The organism is Arthrobacter sp. J156 (assembly GCF_056172865.1).
Genome location: NZ_CM149650.1, coordinates 169,127 through 188,827, shown reverse-complemented (window position 1 = coordinate 188,827; position 19,701 = coordinate 169,127). Strand labels below are relative to the sequence as shown.

General features: G+C 72.2%; 16 protein-coding genes and 2 pseudogenes. 15 read left to right on the top strand and 3 right to left on the bottom strand.

Annotation, left to right across the window (positions count from 1 at the left end; all coding sequences use genetic code 11):
• Positions 1-19 precede the first annotated feature (19 nt).
• Positions 20-1,354: an MFS transporter gene (locus AC0QR5_RS00955; RefSeq protein ID WP_329859650.1), complete on the top strand. Its 1,335-nt coding sequence runs from the start codon at positions 20-22 to the stop codon at positions 1,352-1,354.
• On the opposite strand, the gene rlmC is transcribed toward AC0QR5_RS00955, so the two are convergent.
• Both rlmC and AC0QR5_RS00945 read right to left on the bottom strand, forming a co-directional pair.
• Positions 1,312-2,490, bottom strand: coding sequence for a 23S rRNA (uracil(747)-C(5))-methyltransferase RlmC (gene rlmC / locus AC0QR5_RS00950; protein ID WP_329859649.1), 1,179 nt, complete (start codon positions 2,488-2,490; stop codon positions 1,312-1,314). The genes AC0QR5_RS00955 and rlmC overlap by 43 nt on opposite strands.
• A 143-nt stretch (positions 2,491-2,633) precedes the next feature.
• Positions 2,634-3,902 (bottom strand): acyl-CoA dehydrogenase family protein, encoded by a 1,269-nt coding sequence (locus AC0QR5_RS00945; RefSeq protein ID WP_329859648.1) that lies wholly within the window; start codon positions 3,900-3,902, stop codon positions 2,634-2,636.
• Between the two features lie 284 nt (positions 3,903-4,186).
• On the opposite strand from AC0QR5_RS00945, the gene AC0QR5_RS00940 reads away from it, so the two are divergent.
• The 13 genes and pseudogenes from AC0QR5_RS00940 (at position 4,187) to AC0QR5_RS00880 (ending at position 17,098) form a co-directional block, all read left to right on the top strand.
• Positions 4,187-4,363, top strand: coding sequence for a hypothetical protein (locus tag AC0QR5_RS00940; RefSeq protein ID WP_329859647.1), 177 nt, complete (start codon positions 4,187-4,189; stop codon positions 4,361-4,363).
• A gap of 9 nt (positions 4,364-4,372) precedes the next feature.
• Positions 4,373-4,483: pseudogene (locus AC0QR5_RS00935) on the top strand (hypothetical protein); the annotation flags it as partial.
• A 12-nt stretch (positions 4,484-4,495) separates the two neighbouring features.
• The gene (locus tag AC0QR5_RS00930; protein WP_475372490.1) at positions 4,496-5,428 is read left to right on the top strand and encodes an acyl-CoA dehydrogenase family protein; all 933 of its coding nucleotides are present in this window, start codon (positions 4,496-4,498) and stop codon (positions 5,426-5,428) included.
• Positions 5,429-5,449: 21 nt separating this feature from the next.
• Entirely contained in the window at positions 5,450-5,968 is a 519-nt protein-coding gene (locus AC0QR5_RS00925) for a gamma carbonic anhydrase family protein (RefSeq protein WP_329859646.1), read from the top strand.
• The gene (locus AC0QR5_RS00920; protein WP_329859645.1) at positions 5,961-6,575 is read left to right on the top strand and encodes a DinB family protein; all 615 of its coding nucleotides are present in this window, start codon (positions 5,961-5,963) and stop codon (positions 6,573-6,575) included. The genes AC0QR5_RS00925 and AC0QR5_RS00920 overlap by 8 nt, the downstream gene beginning before the upstream one ends.
• Before the next feature lie 320 nt (positions 6,576-6,895).
• Positions 6,896-7,969, top strand: coding sequence for a Gfo/Idh/MocA family protein (locus tag AC0QR5_RS00915; protein WP_329859644.1), 1,074 nt, complete (start codon positions 6,896-6,898; stop codon positions 7,967-7,969).
• Between the two features lie 104 nt (positions 7,970-8,073).
• Entirely contained in the window at positions 8,074-8,685 is a 612-nt protein-coding gene (locus tag AC0QR5_RS00910; RefSeq protein WP_329859643.1) for a helix-turn-helix domain-containing protein, read from the top strand.
• Positions 8,682-9,989, top strand: coding sequence for an MFS transporter (locus AC0QR5_RS00905; RefSeq protein ID WP_329859642.1), 1,308 nt, complete (start codon positions 8,682-8,684; stop codon positions 9,987-9,989). The genes AC0QR5_RS00910 and AC0QR5_RS00905 overlap by 4 nt, the downstream gene beginning before the upstream one ends.
• A 114-nt stretch (positions 9,990-10,103) precedes the next feature.
• Positions 10,104-11,582, top strand: coding sequence for a glutamate-cysteine ligase family protein (locus AC0QR5_RS00900; protein ID WP_329859641.1), 1,479 nt, complete (start codon positions 10,104-10,106; stop codon positions 11,580-11,582).
• A gap of 107 nt (positions 11,583-11,689) precedes the next feature.
• Entirely contained in the window at positions 11,690-12,907 is a 1,218-nt protein-coding gene (locus AC0QR5_RS00895) for an ROK family transcriptional regulator (protein ID WP_329859640.1), read from the top strand.
• 142 nt (positions 12,908-13,049) lie between these two features.
• Positions 13,050-14,606: a multiple monosaccharide ABC transporter ATP-binding protein gene (mmsA, locus tag AC0QR5_RS00890; protein ID WP_329859639.1), complete on the top strand. Its 1,557-nt coding sequence runs from the start codon at positions 13,050-13,052 to the stop codon at positions 14,604-14,606.
• A 37-nt stretch (positions 14,607-14,643) separates the two neighbouring features.
• A complete protein-coding gene (gene mmsB / locus AC0QR5_RS00885) occupies positions 14,644-15,909 on the top strand; it encodes a multiple monosaccharide ABC transporter permease (protein ID WP_329859637.1) in 1,266 nt (421 codons plus the stop codon).
• A 91-nt stretch (positions 15,910-16,000) separates the two neighbouring features.
• Entirely contained in the window at positions 16,001-17,098 is a 1,098-nt protein-coding gene (locus tag AC0QR5_RS00880) for a sugar-binding protein (protein WP_329859636.1), read from the top strand.
• 100 nt (positions 17,099-17,198) lie between these two features.
• Here AC0QR5_RS00880 and AC0QR5_RS00875 read toward each other — a convergent pair.
• Positions 17,199-17,891, bottom strand: a pseudogene (locus AC0QR5_RS00875) (bile acid:sodium symporter family protein); the annotation flags it as partial.
• Between the two features lie 119 nt (positions 17,892-18,010).
• Here AC0QR5_RS00875 and AC0QR5_RS00870 point away from each other — a divergent pair.
• Entirely contained in the window at positions 18,011-19,690 is a 1,680-nt protein-coding gene (locus tag AC0QR5_RS00870; protein ID WP_329859635.1) for an ABC transporter substrate-binding protein, read from the top strand.
• Positions 19,691-19,701 lie beyond the last annotated feature (11 nt).

Here is a 19,701-nt window from a genome sequence, read left to right as displayed (position 1 = left end):
CGCTCACGAAAGCCAGCCAATGACGCAGCCCCCGCCCGGGACGACCGCCCCCGCCTCCCTGCCGCGCCGTCCCCTGGACGGCCTCCGGTCCGTCCACCCCGCTTGGTGGGTGGCCGCCGTGGCGTTCCTCGCGCTCGTCGGCGCGGCGGGCTTCCGCGCGGCACCCGGGGCGCTCATGGTGCCCCTGCACCACGAGTTCGGCTGGTCGACGTCCGTCATGTCGCTCGCGATCAGCGTCAACCTGGTGCTCTACGGGCTCACCGCGCCCTTCGCGGCCGCGCTGATGGACCGCTTCGGGATCCGCCGAGTGACCGCCTCCGCCCTCGGGCTCGTCGCGCTCGGCGCCGGCGCGAGCGTGGGGATGACGCAGTCCTGGCAGCTCGTACTCTTCTGGGGCGTGCTGATCGGTCTCGGGACGGGTTCCATGGCCCTCGTCTTCGCCGCCACGATCGCCAATCGCTGGTTCGTCAAGCGTCGGGGCCTGGTCATGGGCGTCCTGACGGCCGGCTCGGCGGCCGGCCAGCTCGTGCTCCTGCCGCCGGTCGCCGCGCTCGCCGAGGGCGTCGGATGGCGCCCCGCGTCCCTGCTCGTCGCCGGCGCCGCCCTGCTCGCCGTACCGGCCGTGTGGCTCGTGCTGCGGGACCACCCCGAGGACCGCGGCGTCGCCCCCTACGGCGCGGACGCCGGCTACGTGCCGCCTCCGCGGACCGCCGGCGGAGCGGTGCGACGGACCTTCGACGGACTCGCCTTCGCGGCGCGCCGCCGCTCCTTCTGGGCGCTCGCGGCCGCGTTCGCGATCTGCGGCGCCACCACGAACGGCCTCGTCGGCATCCACTTCATCCCCTCGGCCCACGACCACGGGATGCCGGCGACGACCGCGGCCGGCCTCCTGGCGGCGGTCGGCGTCTTCGACATCGCGGGAACGATCGCCTCCGGCTGGCTCACCGACAAGTTCGACCCGCGCAAGCTCCTCGTCGCCTACTACGCCTTCCGCGGAGTCGGCCTGCTGGTCCTCCCGTGGCTCCTCGCGGACTCCGTGCACCCGAGCATGGTCGTGTTCATCGTGGTCTACGGGCTCGACTGGGTGGCCACGGTGCCGCCGACCGCGGCCCTGTGCCGCGAGCACTTCGGCGAGCACGGGACGATCGTGTTCGGCTGGGTCTTCGCGGCCCACCAGCTCGGCGCGGCCGCGGCGGCGCTCGGCGCGGGCGTCATCCGCGACGTGTTCGGCAGCTACACCTACGCGTGGTGGGGCGGGGCCGCGATGTGCCTCGTCGCGGCGGTCCTCTCGATCGCGGTCAAGCGCGTCCCCTACGCCGCCGGCACGCGCTCCAGCAGCACCATCGCCTCGTAGTGGTCCGATTGCGGGAACATGTCCATCACGCGCGCCCGGACGGGCCGCAGCGAGGGCATGACCTCGAGATCGCGCGCGAGCGTGCGCGCGTTGCAGCTCGAGTACAGGACATGGGCGGCCTCCGAGTGCTCGAGCCAGCCGGCCAGCGCGGCGCCGATCCCCCGCCGCGGCGGATTGACCACCACGAGCTCGGGGGCGCGGTCCGCGGCCAGGGCGAACTCCGTCGCGTCGCCCGCGGCGAAACTCAGCCCGCCCCGCGCCCCGGCGTCGCCCGGCCGGGAACCCCGCGCCCCGGCGTCGAACCCGAGCTCCGCCGCGGTGGCCTCGGCGCTCGCGATGGCCTCGCCGCTGAGCTCGATGCCGAGCACGTCCCGGCCGGGCGCGGCCAGGTGCAGCGCGAAGCCGCCGACGCCGCAGTAGAGGTCCCAGACGGTGCGCGGGGCGACCTCGTCCACCCACTCGCGCCCCTGCCGGTAGAGCGCGGCCGCGACCTCGGTATTGGTCTGGAAGAAGCTCTGCGGCCGCAAGTGCAGGCCGATCCCGTTGATCCGCATGAGCAGCGATTCCCTCTCCGTGAGCGGGATCTCGACGGGGCCCTCGAGGACGGCCTTGTGCTCCGGCTGCAGGTTGACGGACGCCACCTCGAGCCGAGGGAGACGCTCGCGCAGGCCGGGCAGGTGCTCCCGCAGGGCGGGCACGAGCGCGTCGCTGCGGAGCACGAACCGCACCATGAGCCCGCCGTCCGGCGCCTCGGTCACGAGCACGGCCTTGAGCTCGCCCGTGCGGGAGGGGACGTCATAGGGCTCGAGCCGCGCCGCGCGGACGAGGTTCGAGAGCACGCGGAAGGCCTCGCGCAGCCCGGGAGAGCAAATGCCGCAGCGGCGCAGGTCGATGCCCCGGCCGTCTGCGTCCAGGATGCCGATCGTGGGGCGGCGGGAGGTCCCCGCGACGACCATCTTGGCCTTGTTGCGGAAGCCGGATTCGCCCCCGGCCAGCGGCGGGAGCCAGTCGATCCCGGGATGGCCCGCGAGCAGGGCGCGGCAGTGCGCGTCCTTGGCGTCGAGCTGGGTGGCGTACGGGACGCCCATGTGCGTGCAGGAGCGGCAGCGTCCGGCGTCGAAATAGTGGCACTGCATGGTGCCCCCAGTCTATCCGGGGTACGACGCCGGGGCCGCGCCCGCCTGCCCCTCGCACCGGTCCGGAGCGCGGCCCGGATCCCGGCCGGGGAGACGCCGGCCAGCGGCTCGGGAGCGGCGCCCGCGGCCGGTTCCCCCGCTGCTCAGGACGAGGCGCCGATGGCCCACACGCGGGGCAGCTCGACGCCGTTCACGGCCCGGTCGCCCGCGAGCCGGGCCTTGTAGACCCAGGGGTTGTGGTTGCCGGCGGTCCGGGCGTTGCGCCAATGCCGGTCCAGGCCCTTGGCCGTGCTCGTGGCGGAGGCCGCGAGCGAGTCGAAGGCGTGGGACAGGGCGTTGACGGCGAGCGGCGTCAGCGCGATCTGGCCCTGCGCCGAGGCGAGCTCGGCGAGGTCGTTGACCTGCTCCTCCTCCGCGACCGTGATCCGTCCGGCGCGGGCATCGAGGGCGGCCTGGTAGGCGTCCTCGAGGGCCCGGGCGACGCGTTCGACGACGGCCTCCCCGGCGAAGGCGGCGGCGTCGACCTCCCCGATGACCTGGAGGATCTGCGGGTCCTCGCGCCAGACGGGGGCCGCCGCGTGGCTGAACGTCCGTCGGCGTTCGCGGACCTCGCGGGCGAAGTCCCGCTGCGCGCCGCGGACGCTGCCGGCGAGGACCGTGAGCAGGACGGCCTGGTAGAACGCGGTCTGGTACTTGAAGCGGTCCTCGAAGTCGATCAGCTCCGCCTCCCCGAGCACGGCGTCCTCGAAGGTGCTCGTGCCGGTGCCCGTGGTCTGCTGGCCGAAGCCGTCCCAGTCGTCGCGGTGGGAGACCCCGTCCTGGGCCGAGCGGACGGCGGCGATCACGCGCCGGCCCGTGTCCGTGCGCTCGGCGTAGGTGTCGATCCAGTCGGCGAAGATGCTTCCGGTCGAGTAGTACTTGGTGCCGTTGATCCGGAACCTGCCGGGGCCGAGATCGGGCGCCGGGGAGACCCGGGTGAGGACGTCGCCGACCTTGACCGCGCCGACCTCGGTCCAGGAGTTGCCGACGAGCTCGCCGTCGACGAAGCGGCGCAGCCACTCGTCCCGCCCGGCCCCGGGGGCGGCGACGAGCCGGTCCTCGACGAAGGCGAAGTGGGCGCGCAGCGCCTGGCTCAGGTTGGAGTCCGCCGCGGCGAGCTCCGTGAGGAGGGCGAAGAGCTGCGGCAGGCTCGCGCCGTCGCCGCCCGACTCGACCGGGACGCGGACGGCGCCGAAGCCCGCCCGGGCCAGGGCGCGGATCTCCTCGCGGGGCAGCCGGTGGTCCCGCTCGCGCTCGACGGCGCCCGCGGCGATGGAGGCGAAGTGCGGGCGGAAGCGGGCCGCGAGGGCCTCGTAGCCCCCGGCGGCGGCGACGGCGCCGTCCTGGGCGGGCAGCCGGGTCTGCTGGGTCATGGGGTCCTCCTGCGTCGGAAATCGTCGGCCTGGCCCCGACGCTAGCGGCGCCGGGCCGGACCCCGTGCGCCGCGGGCGGCGATGTGGCGCCACGTTGCCCCGTGCGACGCCGTGTTGCGTGCCGCCCGGGCGGGACGACGGCGGAAGCCGGGCCCCGGCGTCGTCTTCCGTCACGAACTGGAACGCGGCGACTCCCCGCGCCACGGCCCTCGCGGCGGGCCCCCACCGTCCCCACGCTCGCCGTATCCGCCCGGGAACCCCCGGGCCGAGCGAAGGAGCCCGCCATGACCACCACCGTCCACGACGCCCTCACCGCCTCCCCCTGGGCCGGCCGCCTCGCCCCGGCGACGCCCGGGCAATGGCTCGACCGGGCCCGCGAGGTCGCCACGATCCTCTCCACCGACGCGGTCGAGCGGGACCGGGCCGGCGCCGCGCCGACGGCCGAAGTGCGGCTCCTGTAGGACTCGGGCCTGGCCACGATCCTCGGCCCTCGGGCCCACGGCGGCGGAGGACAGGACTGGACCACGGCGTTCAAGGCCATCCGGGCCGTCGCCGCCGGGGACGCGTCGATCGGCCAGCTGCTCGGCTACCACGTGTTGTGGGCCTGGGCCGTGCGCCTCGTCGGCACCGACGAGCAGATCGACGCCCTCGAGGAGCTCTACACGAGCCAGCGCCTCTTCTTCGGCGGGGCCGTGAACCCGCGCGACGCGGAGCTGACGGTCGAGGACCGCGGCGGGTCGCTCGTGTTCACGGGGCGCAAGTCCTTCTCAACGGGTGCCGAGGTGGCCGATCTGCTGGTCCTCGAGGGCGTCTTCGCGACGAGCGGGGAACACGTCTTCGCGATCGTCCCGGCGCAGCAGGACGCCATCCGCCACCTCGGCGACTGGGACAACCTCGGCCAGCGGCTCAGCGCCTCCGGCGGCGTCGTGGTGGAAGGCGTCGAGGCTCCGTGGTCCGCCGCGGCGGGCTTCGTCGACAAGCGGTTCCGCCCGCTCGTCTACAACACCCTGAACGTGCCGTTGATCCAACAGGTCTTCACGTCCCTCTACCTGGGGATCGCCTCCGGGGCGCTCGCGACCGCGGCGTCCTACACCCGCTCGACGACGCGCGCCTGGCCGTACGGATCCGACCCCCGGGAAACGGCCGTCGAGGATCCATACATCCTCGCCGGATACGGCCGCCTGCGCGCCGCGCTCTGGGCGGCCGAGGCGCTCGCCGACGCGGTCGACGCCGAGCTCGCGGCGCTCCTGCACGCCGACCGCACCCAGCTCACGGAGCAGGCCCGCGGCGAGGTCGCCGTGCGCATCGCCGCGGCCAAGACGCAGGCCTCCGCCGCGGCGCTGGAGACCTCGCAGCGCATCTTCGAACTCACGGGTGCCCGGGCGACCTCGAACCGCGTGGGCCTGGACCTGTTCTGGCGCAACATCCGCACGCACTCGCTCCACGATCCCGTGGCCCACAAGGAACGCGAGGTCGGCGAGTTCGCCCTGCTGGGACGCCTGCCGGAGCCCAGCTGGTACACCTAGGCCGCGGCTAGACTCGGTGCCATGGCCCACATCATCACGCTCGACGGCACCACTCCGCAGTTCGACCAGGCCGCGTTCGTGGCCCCGACCGCCACACTGTCCGGAGACGTCGTCCTCGGTCCCCGCGCGAGCGCCTTCTACGGCGTCTCCGTGCGCGGGGACTCGGACGCCATCCGCATCGGGGCCGGGACCAACCTCCAGGACAACGTCGTGGTCCACGCCGACCGCGGCGTGCCCTGCACGATCGGGGAGGGGGTCTCGGTGGGCCACGGCGCCGTCGTCCACGGCTGCACGATCGGCGACGGCTGCCTCATCGGCATGAGCGCCACCGTCATGAACGGCGCCGTCGTCGGCGAGCAGTCGCTCGTCGCCGCCGGCGCCCTCGTGCTCGAGGGCTCGCAGATCCCGCCGCGCTCCCTCGTGGCCGGAGTGCCCGCCAAGGTCCGCCGGGAGCTGACGGAGGAGGAGGTCGCCTCGCTGCGCCGCAACGCCGAGACCTACCTCGAGCTCGCGGCCCGGCACCACGCGGCCCATGGCTGAGCCCGGAGTCCGCGTCCGCGGCGTCGTCGACGACGTGCTCGGGATCCTCGCCGGGGTGCCGGACGACGCCTGGGACGTCCCGGCCGACGGGCTTGACTGGAGCTGCCGGGAAACCATGGCCCACCTCGCCGACACCCTCGGCTTCTACGCGCTGCAGCTGGCCGGCGAACGGCCGCCGCAGGCGGGCTACGTCGCGCTCCAGGATCCGGCCCCGTGGACGCCCGGCGGGCACGAGATCCTCTTCTGGCCGCGGCCCGACCGCGGCACGGCCGGCATCGTCGAGTGCCTCGACGCGACGGCGGGACTCCTGCGCGCGGTGCTCGCGACGGCCGGAGCGCGGATCGGTTACCACCCCTTCGGCAACGCGGACGCCTCGGGCTTCGAGGCGATGGCGCTGACGGAGACGATGCTGCACTCCCATGAGGTCCTCACCGCGCAGGGCCTGGAGTTCGTCCCCTCCGACGGGGCGTGCGCGTGGACGCTGGACCGCGTCTTCCCGCACGCGCAGCGCACCGGCGAGCCGTGGCGGGACCTTCTGGTGGCCACGGGACGGACTCCTGAGACGCGCGGAGCGCGCTGGCGCTGGTACTCCGCGCCGCGCGGCTGAATCAGCTTGACCACTCCCGGCCCACTCGGCCGGCGCCCGCGGCGGGTCCGGAACACGCAACGGCGGCCCCCGACGATGGACCCTTGGGGGAAGTCCATCGGCGGGGGCCGCCGTCGTGCCGCGCGCCCCGGCCCGTTCTACCGGAGTGGCGGCTACGTGCGATCAACCCACATGACCATCATAGACCCCTTTTTACGGGGTTCGTCAACCACCCTGCCGCGAATGTTGCTCCGGAAGACGCCACCCGGGCGAGGACGCGCCGCGCGGGGGCCGCGCACGGCACCGTTGCCGGGGCCGGCCCGGCGTGGAAAGCTGACGGCATGACTTCCTACATCCCGATGCCCCCGTGCGCCGCGCCCGGCGCCCCCTCCCCCGTCAAGGCCACGGGGCGGACCCTGAACTGGGGCATCGTCTCCACGGGCCGGATCGCCGACACGGTGGTCCGCGACCTCGCCCTGCTCGAGGACGCGCGGATCACGGCGGTGAGCTCCCGGGACCACGCCCGCGGCGCGGAGTTCGCCGCCCGGCACGGGATCGACCGCAACTACGCGGACGACGCCGGCGCCCCCGCCTACGAGGCGATGTTCGCCGACCCGGACGTGGAGGTCGTCTACATCGCCACGCCGCACGGGCAGCACTTCGAGGTGGCCAAGGCGGCATTGGAGGCGGGCAAGCACGTCCTGTGCGAGAAGTCCCTGACCATCAATGCCGCCGAGGCGGAGGAGCTCGTGAGGCTCGCCGGCGAGCGCTCGCTGTTCCTCATGGAGGCCATCTGGTCCCGCTTCCTGCCCTCCGTGCACCGGGCGCTGTCCATCATCCGCTCCGGCGAGCTCGGCGAGGTCGCCTGGGTCCACGCGGATCTCGGCTTCCCCGCCGACTACGATCCGACCTGGCGCTTGTGGGACCCGGCCGCGGGCGGCGGGGCCCTTCTGGACCTCGGCGTCTACCCGTTCACGTGGGCCCTCGGAACACTCGGCTTCCCCCAGAGCGCCCAGGCCGCGGGGTTCCTCAACGACGACGGCGTCGACCCGCAGGAGGCCATCACCCTCACGTACGCCGGCGGGCGGCAGGCCCAGCTGATGTGCAGCCTCCTCGGCGCCGGTCCCCGCGAGGCGACCGTCTCCTGCACGGCCGGCTGGCTGCGCACGGGCCAGCCCCTGCACAACCCCACGACCCTGCAGATCCACCCGGTCGGCGGCGAGTCGCGGACCGAGCACTTCGAGTCCATCGGCCGCGACTACCCCTACGAGCTGCGGGAGACGACGCGCTGCATCCAGGAGGGCCTGACGCAGAGCCCCACGGTGTCCTGGGAGCACACGGTCCAGACCATGCGCCTCTTCGACGGGCTGCGCAACCAGCTCGGCCTGCGCTACGCCAACGACCAGCGTCGGTAGGGCCCGGCAGCCCCGAGACCCCGCCCCCATCCTTGCCGACCCCGCCGGGTCCTCATTCTAAAGAACTCTTGCTAAAGAACCCTTTAGAAGGGTAGCTTCGATGCGTGAGCACCCCCACGACGCAGGCGAGCGAGCTCGTCACGACCGACCCGCAGAGCATCCGCGCCCTGGCACACCCCACGCGCCTGGCGCTCCTGGACCACCTCGACTCGGTGGAGCAGGCCACCGCCACCGAATGCGCCGAGGCCATCGGCGAGTCCGTGGCGAGCTGCTCCTTCCACCTCCGCTCCCTCGCCCAGCACGGCTACATCGTGCCGGGCGAGCGCCGCGGCCGCGAGAAGCCCTGGAAGACGCCGACGACGAGCCGGACGCAGTCGATCGACCCGGACGCCCCGGGTTCGGTCCACGCGGTCTCGGCGCTGGCGGCCCTCTCCGTCCAGCGCCAAGCGGAGCGACTGCGGGACTACCTCCGACAGGCCCCCTCCCTGCCGACCTCCGACGTCGACCTCGCCGGCTTCCTCAGCAGCACCTTCTATGCGACGCCGGAGGAGATGCGGCAGCTGCGCGACGAGATCCAGCAGGCCATCGACCGCTTCCAGGGCCGGGTCCGGAATCCCGAGGCGCGCCCGGCCGGGGCGCGGAAGGCCCACCTCTTCGCGGCGCTCAACCTCGCGCCGCAGGCCGAGCCGGCCGGCTTCGAAACGGGGCTGTTGTGAGCAGCGTCCCGCCGGGCGCGGCGGACGGACAGGACACCGCGGGCCTCGGGCCGGCGGGCGGCGTCGGCGCCGCCACGGCGGACCCGGAGCGCACCGCGGGGGCGCAGGATCCCCCGCCTCCGGGCACGAACCGGGAGGTCCTCGCCCACCCCGGCTTCCGCCGCCTGCTGACCGCGTGGACCGTCTCCAACCTCGGCGATTCGGCGCTCTACATCACCACGGCCATCTGGGTGAAGGCCATGACGGGCAGCGACCAGCTGGCCGCGCTCGTGTTCCTCGTCCTCGGACTGCCCGCCTTCCTCTCCCCCGCGTTCGGCCTCCTGGCCGACCGGCTGCCGCGCCGCCGCCTGCTGATCGGCACCAATATCGCCACGGCCGCCGTCGTGCTGACGCTCCTGGCGGTCTCGACCCCGGCGGGCCTGTGGCTCGTCTACGCCGCCACGTTCCTCTACGCGTGCTCCTCCTACGTCAACGCCGCGGCCCAGTCAGGCCTGCTCAAAGACCTGCTGCCGGGGCGCCTGCTGGCCCCGGCCAATGGGATGTTCTCGAGCATCGACCAGGCCCTGAGGATCGTCTCGCCGCTGGCCGCCGCCGCGGTCTTCGGCGTCTGGGGCATGGCGCCGATCATCGTCGCCACCGCCGCGTGCTTCCTGCTGGGCGCAGTGCTCCTGCGCTTCGTGCCCCTGCGGGACGTCGTGCACCCCGAGGCCGATCCCGGCTCGTGGTGGCGCCAGGCGGCCGCGGGCTTCACCGAGCTCCTCGGGCGGCCGCGGCTGCGCACGGCCGTCATCGCGTTCATGCTCGTGGTCGCGGCCTCCGGCATCACCAATTCGACCATCTTCGCCACGGTCGACACGGGCCTGGGGATGCCGCCAGAGTTCCTCAGCGTCGTCGTCGCCCTGCAGGGGATCGTCTCGGTCTCGGTGGGCCTCGCCGCGTCCTCGGTGATCCGCCGCTTCGGCTTCGAGGCCACGATCATGGCCGGCAGCGTCCTCTTCACCGTGGGCATGGCCAGCCAGGCGGCCGGCGTGCTCTGGGTCGTGCTGGCCGGGATCGTCCCGTTCGCAGCCGGCGTGACCCTCATGATCGTCGCCGCGGTGACGCTGCGCCAACACGAGCTCCCGTCGGCGGTCCAGGGACGCGGCGCGGCCGCCATGCAGCTGCTGAACAACGCCCCGCAGGCGATGACGGCGGGCGCCGCGGCGGCCCTCCTCGGCGTCATCGACTACCGCCTCCTCGTGCTCGCGGGCGCCACCCTCGCCCTGAGCGCGCTCCTCCCCTTCGCCCTGCGCCGCCGCAAGTGACAACGGACGACGCCGGCGCGCACCGGCGTCGTCTCCTTCCCCCGCGCGGGGCCGCGTCCCGGCGCCCCGCAACCGGGCGTATACAGCCCCGCGCGGCGCCAGTACGCTCATGCCATGGGAGCAGAAGTCAACGCCAAGACCTATACCCGCGAGCAGCGCACGCGCTACCGGGAACGCCTCATGGACAACCTCGAGACCTTCGAGGCGTTCCTCGCGACGGGGACGTTCGCCGGGACCGGCACGATCGGTCTGGAGCTCGAACTCAACCTCGCCAACGACGACTTCACGCCGGCGATGCGCAACGCCGAGGTCCTCGAGCAGATCGCCGACGAGGCGTTCCAGACCGAGATCGGCGCGTTCAACATCGAGCTCAACCACCCCGCGCTCGCCATCGCGGGGCGGGGGCTGCGCGACCTCGAGGAGAGCCTGCGCCAGCAGCTGAACCGTGCCGACGAGCGCGCCGAGAACGTCGGGGCCGACCTGCTCATGGTGGGCATCCTGCCGACGCTGCGCCAGGAACTCGTCAAGGACACGCAGTGGATCAGCGCCGGCAAGCGCTACGCCGCGCTGAACACCTCGGTGCTGCAGGCGCGCGGCGAGGACGTGCTGATCGACATCGCCGGACAGGAGCGCCTGCGCTTCTACGCCGCGAACATCGCCCCGGAGGCCGCGTGCACCTCCGTGCAGCTGCACCTGCAGGTCTCCCCCTCCGAATTCGCCCCCGTCTGGAACGCGGCCCAGGTGATCGCCGCTCCGCAAGTGGCCCTCGCCGCGAACTCGCCCGTGTTCATGGAGAAGGTGCTGTGGCACGAGTCCCGGATCGAGGTGTTCAAGCAGTCGATCGACACGCGGCCGCCGGAGATGAAGAACCAGGGGGTGCGGCCCCGCGTGTGGTTCGGCGAGCGCTGGATCACCTCGATCTTCGACCTCTTCGAGGAGAACGTCCGCTACTTCCCCGCCCTGCTGCCCCAGCTCTCCCGCCGCGTCTCCCAGGAGACGACAGGCGGCGCGCCGCAACTGCACGAACTGCGCCTGCACAACGGCACGGTCTACCGCTGGAACCGCCCCATCTACGACCCGGGCGAGGACCTGCCCAACCTGCGCCTGGAGAACCGGCTCCTGCCGGGCGGGCCGACCGTCGTGGACACCGTCGCCAACGCGGCCTTCTTCTTCGGCCTCGTCCGCAAGCTCCGGACCGCCGACCGGCCCCTGTGGTCCCGCATGGCGTTCACGACGGCCTCGGACAACTTCCACGAATGCGCGCGCCGCGGCCTCGACGCCCACGTCTACTGGCCCGGCATCGGCGACATCCCGGTGTCCGAACTGATCGTGCGGCACCTGCTCCCGATGGCCGCCGAGGGGCTCGACGACCTCGGCGTGGACCGCCCCGTGGCGCAGCGCTACCTCGACGTGCTGCGCGAGCGGGCCCGCAGCGAGCAGAACGGCGCGGCCTGGCAGATCAAGGCGCTCGCCCAGCTCGAGGGCCACGGGCTGGACCGCCGGCGCGCCCTGCAGGAGCTGACGCGGCTCTACTGGGAGCACATGCACCACTCGGGCCCCGTCCACGAGTGGCCGCTACCGGACGACCACTAGACCCGGACCCGGTCCTTGGATAAACCTTCCGAACACTAACCACCGGATTCGGGGTTCTTGCGTTTACTTCTTGACTTCAGTACCAGTTGTGATGCAGGCTACATTCCATGGTCGCAACGACGCCCGCCGCAACGAGCCCCCGGTCCAACCCCGGCTCGCAGTCCGCCTTGAGGCGGCAGAACCAGCAGCGCCTTGTGGAGGCGCTCCTCGCGGGACCCTCCACGCAGGCCGAGCTCGCCCGCCAGACCGGGCTGTCCACCGCGACCGTCTCCAACATCGTCAAGAGCATGCAGGACGCGGGCCTCGTCACGACCGAGCCCACGACGAGCTCCGGCCGCCGCGCCCTCAACGTCCACCTCGACTCCCGGGGCGCCGTCGCGATCGGCGTCGACTTCGGCCGCCGCCACCTGCGCGTCGTCCTGGCCTCCCTCGACTTCCAGGTCCTCGCCGAGGAGGCCGTCATCCTGCCGGCCGGCCACCAGGCCGAGGACGGCATCGCCGCAGCGGTCGAGGTCGTCGACCGACTGCTCGCGGGATCGAGCATCCGCCGCAGCGCCGTCGTCGGGGCGGGCGTCGGCATCCCCGGACCCATCGACCGCCGCAACGGGACGGTCGCCCAGGGCGCCATCCTGCCCGAGTGGGTCGGCATCGACATCCTCGCGCGCCTCGAAGAGGCCTTCCAACTGCCCGTCTACGTCGACAACGACGCCAACCTCGGCGCCCTCGCCGAGGTCACGTGGGGCCCCCACACCGGCGCCGAGCACCTGATGTTCGTCAAGATCGGCACGGGCATCGGCGCGGGGCTCGTCATCAACGGCAGCACCTACTACGGCAACATCGGCATCACCGGGGAGATCGGCCACGCGCCGGCCCTCGAGCACGGGCCGGTCTGCCGTTGCGGCAACCGCGGATGCCTCGAGACCGTCGCGTCCACGACCGTCATGATCGCGCTCCTCGCCCAGTCCGCCGATCCCCCGTCCACCGCCGGGGACATCGTCGTGCTCGGGGCTGCCGGGGACTCCGCGACCCTGCGCGTCGTCGACGACGCGGGCGTCGCCGTCGGACGCACCCTGGGCAACGTCGCGAACCTGATCAACCCCTCCGTCATCGTCGTCGGCGGCCCGCTCGCGGGCCTCGGCGAGGAACTGCTCGGCCCGATCCGGCGCGGCCTGCTCCGCCATGCCGTTCCCGTCGTCGGGGAAAGCACCGAGCTCGCGATGTCCGCCCTCGGCGACCGGGCCGAGGCGCTCGGCGCGGCGGCTCTCGCCTTCCAGCACGCCGGCCTCGGGCTATCCGCGCCCCGGATCGACCGCCCCCCACACTGATCCGGCCCGGCCCCCGACCCGCACCGCGGGCGGGCCCGGGCACCGCCGGCCGCCCCGGCGTCGTCCCCCGAACCACCATCCACCCACCGCTCCGCCGGGAGAACCCGCGGAGGCAGAACCGCCAAGGGAGGCACACGGCGACATGGAACCCACCCCACGCCAGCAGGGCCCCGTCATCCTCGAGATGCGGGACATCACCAAGGAGTTCCCCGGCGTCAAGGCGCTGGCCGACGTCAACCTGCGGGTCCGCGCCGGAGAGATCCACGCGATCTGCGGCGAGAACGGCGCCGGCAAGTCCACCCTCATGAAGGTGCTCTCCGGGGTCTACCCCCACGGCTCCTACACCGGCGACATCCACTTCCAGGGCGCCGTCCAGCAGTTCCGCGACATCCGGGCCAGCGAGGCCGCCGGGATCGTGATCATCCACCAGGAGCTCGCGCTCATCCCCGAGCTGTCCATCATGGAGAACATCTTCCTCGGCAACGAGCCCCGCAAGTTCGGCTTCATCGACTGGGACACCGCACGGATCCGGGCCACCGAGCTCCTGGCCCGCGTCGGCCTGCGGGACGATCCGGATACCCCGGTCAAGGAGATCGGCGTCGGCAAGCAGCAGCTCGTGGAGATCGCCAAGGCGCTGAACAAGTCCGTCAAGCTGCTCATCCTCGACGAGCCCACGGCCGCCCTGAACGAGTCCGACTCGCAACACCTGCTCGACCTCATCCGGGGGCTCAAGGGGCGCGGGATCACCTCGATCATCATCTCCCACAAGCTCAACGAGATCGAGCAGGTCGCCGACTCGATCACCATCATCCGCGACGGCCGCTCGATCGAGACCCTCGACATCAAGGCCGACGGTGTGGACGAGGACCGCATCATCAAGGCCATGGTCGGACGCGCCCTCGAGTCCCGCTTCCCGGACCACGAGCCGCAGATCGGCGAGGAGTTCTTCCGCGTCTCCGGCTGGAACGTCGGCCACCCCGTGATCCAGGACCGGCTCGTCTGCAAGGACTCGGAGTTCTTCGTCCGCCGCGGCGAGATCGTCGGCTTCGCCGGGCTCATGGGGGCCGGGCGCACCGAGCTCGCCCGCTCGGTCTTCGGCCGCTCCTACGGCCGCCACCTCTCCGGGACCCTCACGATGAACGGGCGCCCGCTCGTCCTGAAGAACGTCCGGCAGGCCATCGACGCCGGGCTGGGCTACGTCACCGAGGACCGCAAGACCCTCGGCCTGAACCTGCTCGACGACATCAAGACGACCACCGTCGCCGCCAACCTGCGCGCCATCAGCCGCTACGACGTCGTCGACCGGCACCAGGAGTTCGAGGTCGCCGAGCGCTACCGCCGCCAGCTGCGCACCAAGACCCCCACGGTCGAGGAGGGCGTCGCCAAGCTCTCCGGCGGCAACCAGCAGAAGGTGGTCCTCGCGAAGTGGATGTTCACCGGCCCCGAGCTGCTGATCCTCGACGAGCCCACGCGCGGCATCGACGTCGGCGCCAAGTTCGAGATCTACGGGATCATCCAGGAGCTCGCCCGCCAGGGCAAGGGCGTGATCGTCATCTCCTCCGAACTCCCCGAGCTCCTGGGCCTCTCCGACCGCATCTACACGATCTTCGAAGGCGCCGTCACGGGCGTCCTCGACAAGCACGAGGCCACGCAGGAGAACCTGATGCGCCTCATGACCGCACCCCGCAAGACCGCCTGACATCCGCATCGACGCACCCGACAACAAGGAACCACGCATGAACGCGATCAAACAGCTCTTTGGCGGCAACACCCGCCAATTCGGCATGATCTTCGCCCTGGTGGCGCTGATCCTCTTCTTCCAATGGCGCACCGGCGGGCGGACCCTGACCTCCGGCAACGTCATGAACCTGCTCAACGGCAACTCCTACATCCTGATCCTCGCGATCGGCATGGTGCTCGTCATCATCGCCGGGCACATCGACCTCTCGGTGGGCTCGGTCGCGGCCTTCGTCGGCGTCGCGGTGGCGATCGCGATGCGCGACTGGGGCCTGCCCTGGTGGATGGGGATCGTGCTCGGCTTGGTCCTCGGGGCCCTGATCGGCATGTGGCAGGGGTTCTGGGTCGCCTACGTCGGCATCCCGGCATTCATCGTCACCCTCGCCGGCATGCTGCTCTTCCGCGGACTGAACCAGTTCGTCGGCAAGTCCAACTCGATCCCGGTCCCGCAGGAGTTCCAGTTCATCGGCGCCGGCTACCTGCCGGAGATCGGGCCGGACACCGGCTACAACAACCTCACCGTGCTGCTCGGCCTCGGCGCCGTCGCGTTCGTCGTCCTCGGCGGCCTGCGCGCCCGGGCCAAGTCCCTCAAGCTCGGCGCCGAGGTCCCCGCGATGTGGGTCACGGCGACCAAGCTCGGACTCATCAGCGCCGCGATCCTCTACGCGACGTACCTCTTCGCCACGGGCCGCCCCGGCACGTCCTTCCCGGTCTCCGGCATCATCCTCGTCGCCCTCGTGATCGTCTACGGCTTCGTCTCCTCCCGCACCGTGATCGGCCGGCACGTCTACGCCGTCGGCGGCAACCGCCACGCCGCCGAGCTCTCGGGCGTCCGCTCCAAGAAGGTCAACTTCCTGGTCATGATGAACATGTCGATCCTCGCCGGCCTCGCCGGAATGATCTTCGTGGCCCGCTCCACCGCCTCCGGCCCGTCCGACGGCAACATGTGGGAGCTGGACGCCATCGCGGCCGTCTTCATCGGCGGCGCGGCGGTCAGCGGCGGCGTCGGGACGGTCGTCGGCTCCATCATCGGCGGCCTCGTCATGGCCGTCCTGAACAACGGCCTGCAGCTGCTGAGCATCGGCGCAGACCTGACCTCCATCATCAAGGGCCTCGTCCTCCTCGTCGCCGTCGCCTTCGACGTCTACAACAAGTCGCAGGGCAAGCCGTCGATCACGGGCCTGTTGACGCGCGGTTTCGGCAGGAACTCCGCCAAGCCGGACGAGACCACCTCCACCAAGGACGTCATCTCCACCAACGCCTGATCCGCCGGCTCCGCCCCGCGGAGCCGGCCGGAGCGGGCCCTCCGACCATCCATCAACCCACGCAACACCCCTTCCACCAGAAAGAGCAGACATGAACATCAAGGGAACCGCCATCAAGCTCGCGGCCGTCGCCGCCGTGGGGGCACTGGCCCTCACGGGCTGCGGCCGCCAGGACGCAGGCACGGGGTCCGGCGAGGGTGAGGCCGCCGGCTTCGAGGCCGGCTCCGTCATCGGCGTCGCGCTGCCGCAGAAGACCAGCGAGAACTGGGTCCTCGCCGAGAACCTCTTCAACGAGGGCCTCGACGAGGCGGGCTTCGACGCCGACGTGCAGTTCGCCAACGGCGGCGTCGCCGAGCAGCAGAACCAGATCAACGCCATGATCACCAACGGCGCCAAGGTCATCATCGTGGGCGCCATCGACGGCTCGCAGCTCGGCAACCAGCTGGCCGCGGCCCGGGACGCCGGCGCCACGGTCATCGCCTACGACCGCCTGCTGCTCAACAGCGACGCCGTCGACTACTACGTCGCCTACGACAACTTCGAGGTCGGCGAGCTCCAGGGCCAGGCGCTCCTGGACGGCCTGGCCGAGCAGAAGGGCTCCGGCCCGTACAACGTCGAGCTCTTCGCGGGCTCCCCGGACGACGCCAACGCGAAGGTCTTCTTCGACGGCGCCATGAGCGTGCTGCAGCCGAAGATCGACGACGGGACGCTGAAGGTCGTCTCGGGGCAGGCGAGCTTCGAGCAGGCCGTGACGCAGGGCTGGAAGGCGGAGAACGCCCAGAAGCGCATGGACACGCTGCTCGCGGGCAACTACACCTCCGAGGACGTCCACGGCGTGCTCTCCCCGAACGACACCCTGGCCCGCGCCATCCTGACCTCGGCGAAGGCCGCCGGCAAGGACGTCCCGGTCGTCACGGGCCAGGACTCCGAGGTCGAGTCCGTGAAGTCGATCATGGCGGGCGAGCAGTACTCCACGATCAACAAGGACACCCGCAAGCTCGTCGAGCACGCGATCACCATGGTCAAGGACCTGCAGGCCGGCAACGCGCCGGAGGCCAACGACACCGAGTCCTACGACAACGGCGTCAAGGTCGTCCCGGCCTACCTGCTGCCGCCGCAGATCGTCACCCTGGCCAACGTCAAGGAGGCGTACGTCGACGATCCGGTGCTGGGCGACATCACCAAGTAGGCGACGCCGCTCGGCGGCCACGCAATGAAAGGGAGGGGGTACGACGCCGGTGCGCACCGGCGTCGTACCCCCTCCCCGTGCGCGGGGCGGGACGGAGGCGTCAGGCGGCGTCCGGCGTCGGCTGCTCCGCCCCGGCGTGCCTGGCCGAGCTGCGGCGCCAGTAGGCCGCGACGAGGGCGCCGGAGACGTTGTGCCAGACGGAGAACACTGCGCCGGGAAGGGCGGCCTCCGGGGAGAAGTAGGTCTTCGCCAGGCCCGCGGCGAGGCCGGAGTTCTGCATACCGACCTCGATCGCGACCGTGCGCCGGGACGGGACTGGCAGTCGGAAGGCCCTCGCCGCGCCGTAGCCGAGCGCGTAGCCGAGCCCGTTGTGCAGGATCACGGCGAGGAGGATCAGGGCGCCGGCGCTGAAGATCGCCTCCGCGCTTCCGGAGACCACCGCGATGACCACGAAGGTGATCGCGAGGACGGAGACCCAAGGCAGCACCGGGAGGGCGCGGTCCACGAGGCGCGGGATCGCGAGGCGGGCCACGAGCCCCAGGACCACGGGGATCAGCACGATCTGCACGATGCTCAGGGCCATCGATCCGGCGTCGACCGGGAGGTACTGGCCCGCGAGCCACAGCGTCAGGAGCGGGGTGAAGATCGGTGCCAGCAGCGTGGAGACGCTTGTCATCGTGACGGACAGCGCGACGTCGCCCTTGGCGAGGTAGGTCACGACGTTGGACGCCGTCCCGCCCGGCGCGCAGCCCACGAGGATGACGCCCGCCGCGAGGGCCGGCGGGAGGGTGAGCTGCGCAACGGCGCCGCCGGGCACGGCTGGACTAGTCTTGGTCCATCACTTTTCCCCGCCGCGCACGGCCGAGCCCCGTCGGCGCCGGGACCGCACCGCTACGTCAGGACGCACCACCGATGTTGTTCTCCTCCCGCCCCTCGCGCGCGAGCGCGACCCTTGCCTCCGCGGCCGCCGCCGCCCTCCTGCTCGCCGGATGCGCCTCCGGTGGCACGACGGGCTCCACGGGCGGTGGCTCCGCCGCCCCCGACGCCGGCGATCCGGTCTCCGGCGGGACCCTGGTCTACGCGAGCGGCGACGCCGAGCCGGACTGCCTGGACCCGCACGTCCGCGGCAACTACCCGCAGGCCCTGCTCGCCGGCCAGTTCCTGGAGACCCTGTTCACGAAGGACGCCGACGGGGAGATCGTCCCGTGGCTCGCCGAGGGCGCCGATGTCTCCGACGACGGCCTGGAGGTGGTGCTCACGCTCCGCGAGGGCATCGAGTTCACCGACGGCACGCCGCTGGACGCCGCAGCGGTCTGGGCCAACATCGATCACCTGAAGGACCCGGACACGGGCTCCTCGACGGGCTACCTCGCGGTCGGGAAGATCGCCGAGGGCACGGTCGAGGACGCCCGGACGCTCCGGCTGCGCCTGAGCGCCCCGGACGCCGCGCTGCTCGAGTCCTTCTCCCAGCCGTGGGTCGCCATCCAGTCCCCCGCGGGCATCGGGCGCGGCCAGGAGGAGAACTGCGCCGCCCCGATCGGCACCGGCCCGTTCCAGGTCGCCTCGTGGACCCGGCAGGACCGCGTGGAGCTGATCCGCAACGAGGACTACACCCCGCCCGCGGAGGGCGCCGGCCACGAGGGACCCGCCTACCTGGACGGCATCTCCTGGCGCTTCATCCCCGAGGCGGCCACGCGGCAATCGGCCCTGCAGTCCGGGACCGTGCACGTGATTGACAACCCGCAGCCGGACGCGATCGCAGCCGCGGAGGCCTCCGGCGCGCTCGGCCACCTCGACGCGCCCCGCCCCGGCGCCTCGAACCGGATCGAGCTGAACACGTCCAAGGCGCCGTTCGACGATCCCGCGGTCCGCGAGGCGTTCGTGAAGTCCGTCGACGTCGACGCGGGCGTCGAGTCGCTCTTCTTCGGCACGGCCCGGCGCTCCTACTCGCCGCTCTCCAGCGTCGAGCCGATGGGCCACGGCGACCCGGCGCCGTTCGGCGTGGACACGGCGCGCGCGGCCGAGCTCCTCGACGCCGCCGGCTGGGACGAGCGCGATGCCGAGGGCTACCGGAGCAAGGACGGGCAGCGGTTGAGCCTCGAGTTCCCGGTCAGCACCAACCAGTCCGTGCCCGCCGAGCAGTCGCTCTTCCAGCAGCTCCAGGCCGCGGCGAAGGAGGCCGGCTTCGAGGTCAAGCTGAACCTGCTGGACCTCTCCAGCTGGTACGGCGCCCTCTTCGCCAACGACTACGACCTGGTCAGCGCCCCGTACACCAAGGTCGGCCCGGACGTGCTGCGGATCCTCTTCCACTCGGACAGCACCATCCCCGCGCCGTCCGGCTACTTCGCGAACCTGAGCCAGGTCAAGGACGCCGAGCTCGACCGCCTGCTGACCGAGGCCGGCGAGGAAGCGGACCCGACCGCGCGGGCCGCGCTCTACGACCAGGCGCAGGCGTTCATCCTCGCCGGGCACTACATCCTGCCGCTGTACGACCAGCAGAACCACTTCCTCCACTCGACGTCGCTGCAGGGCGTCGGGGCGACGACCGCCGTGGCGAGCCCCGTGTTCCACGACGTCTGGATCGCCGAGTAGGCGCCCTTCCG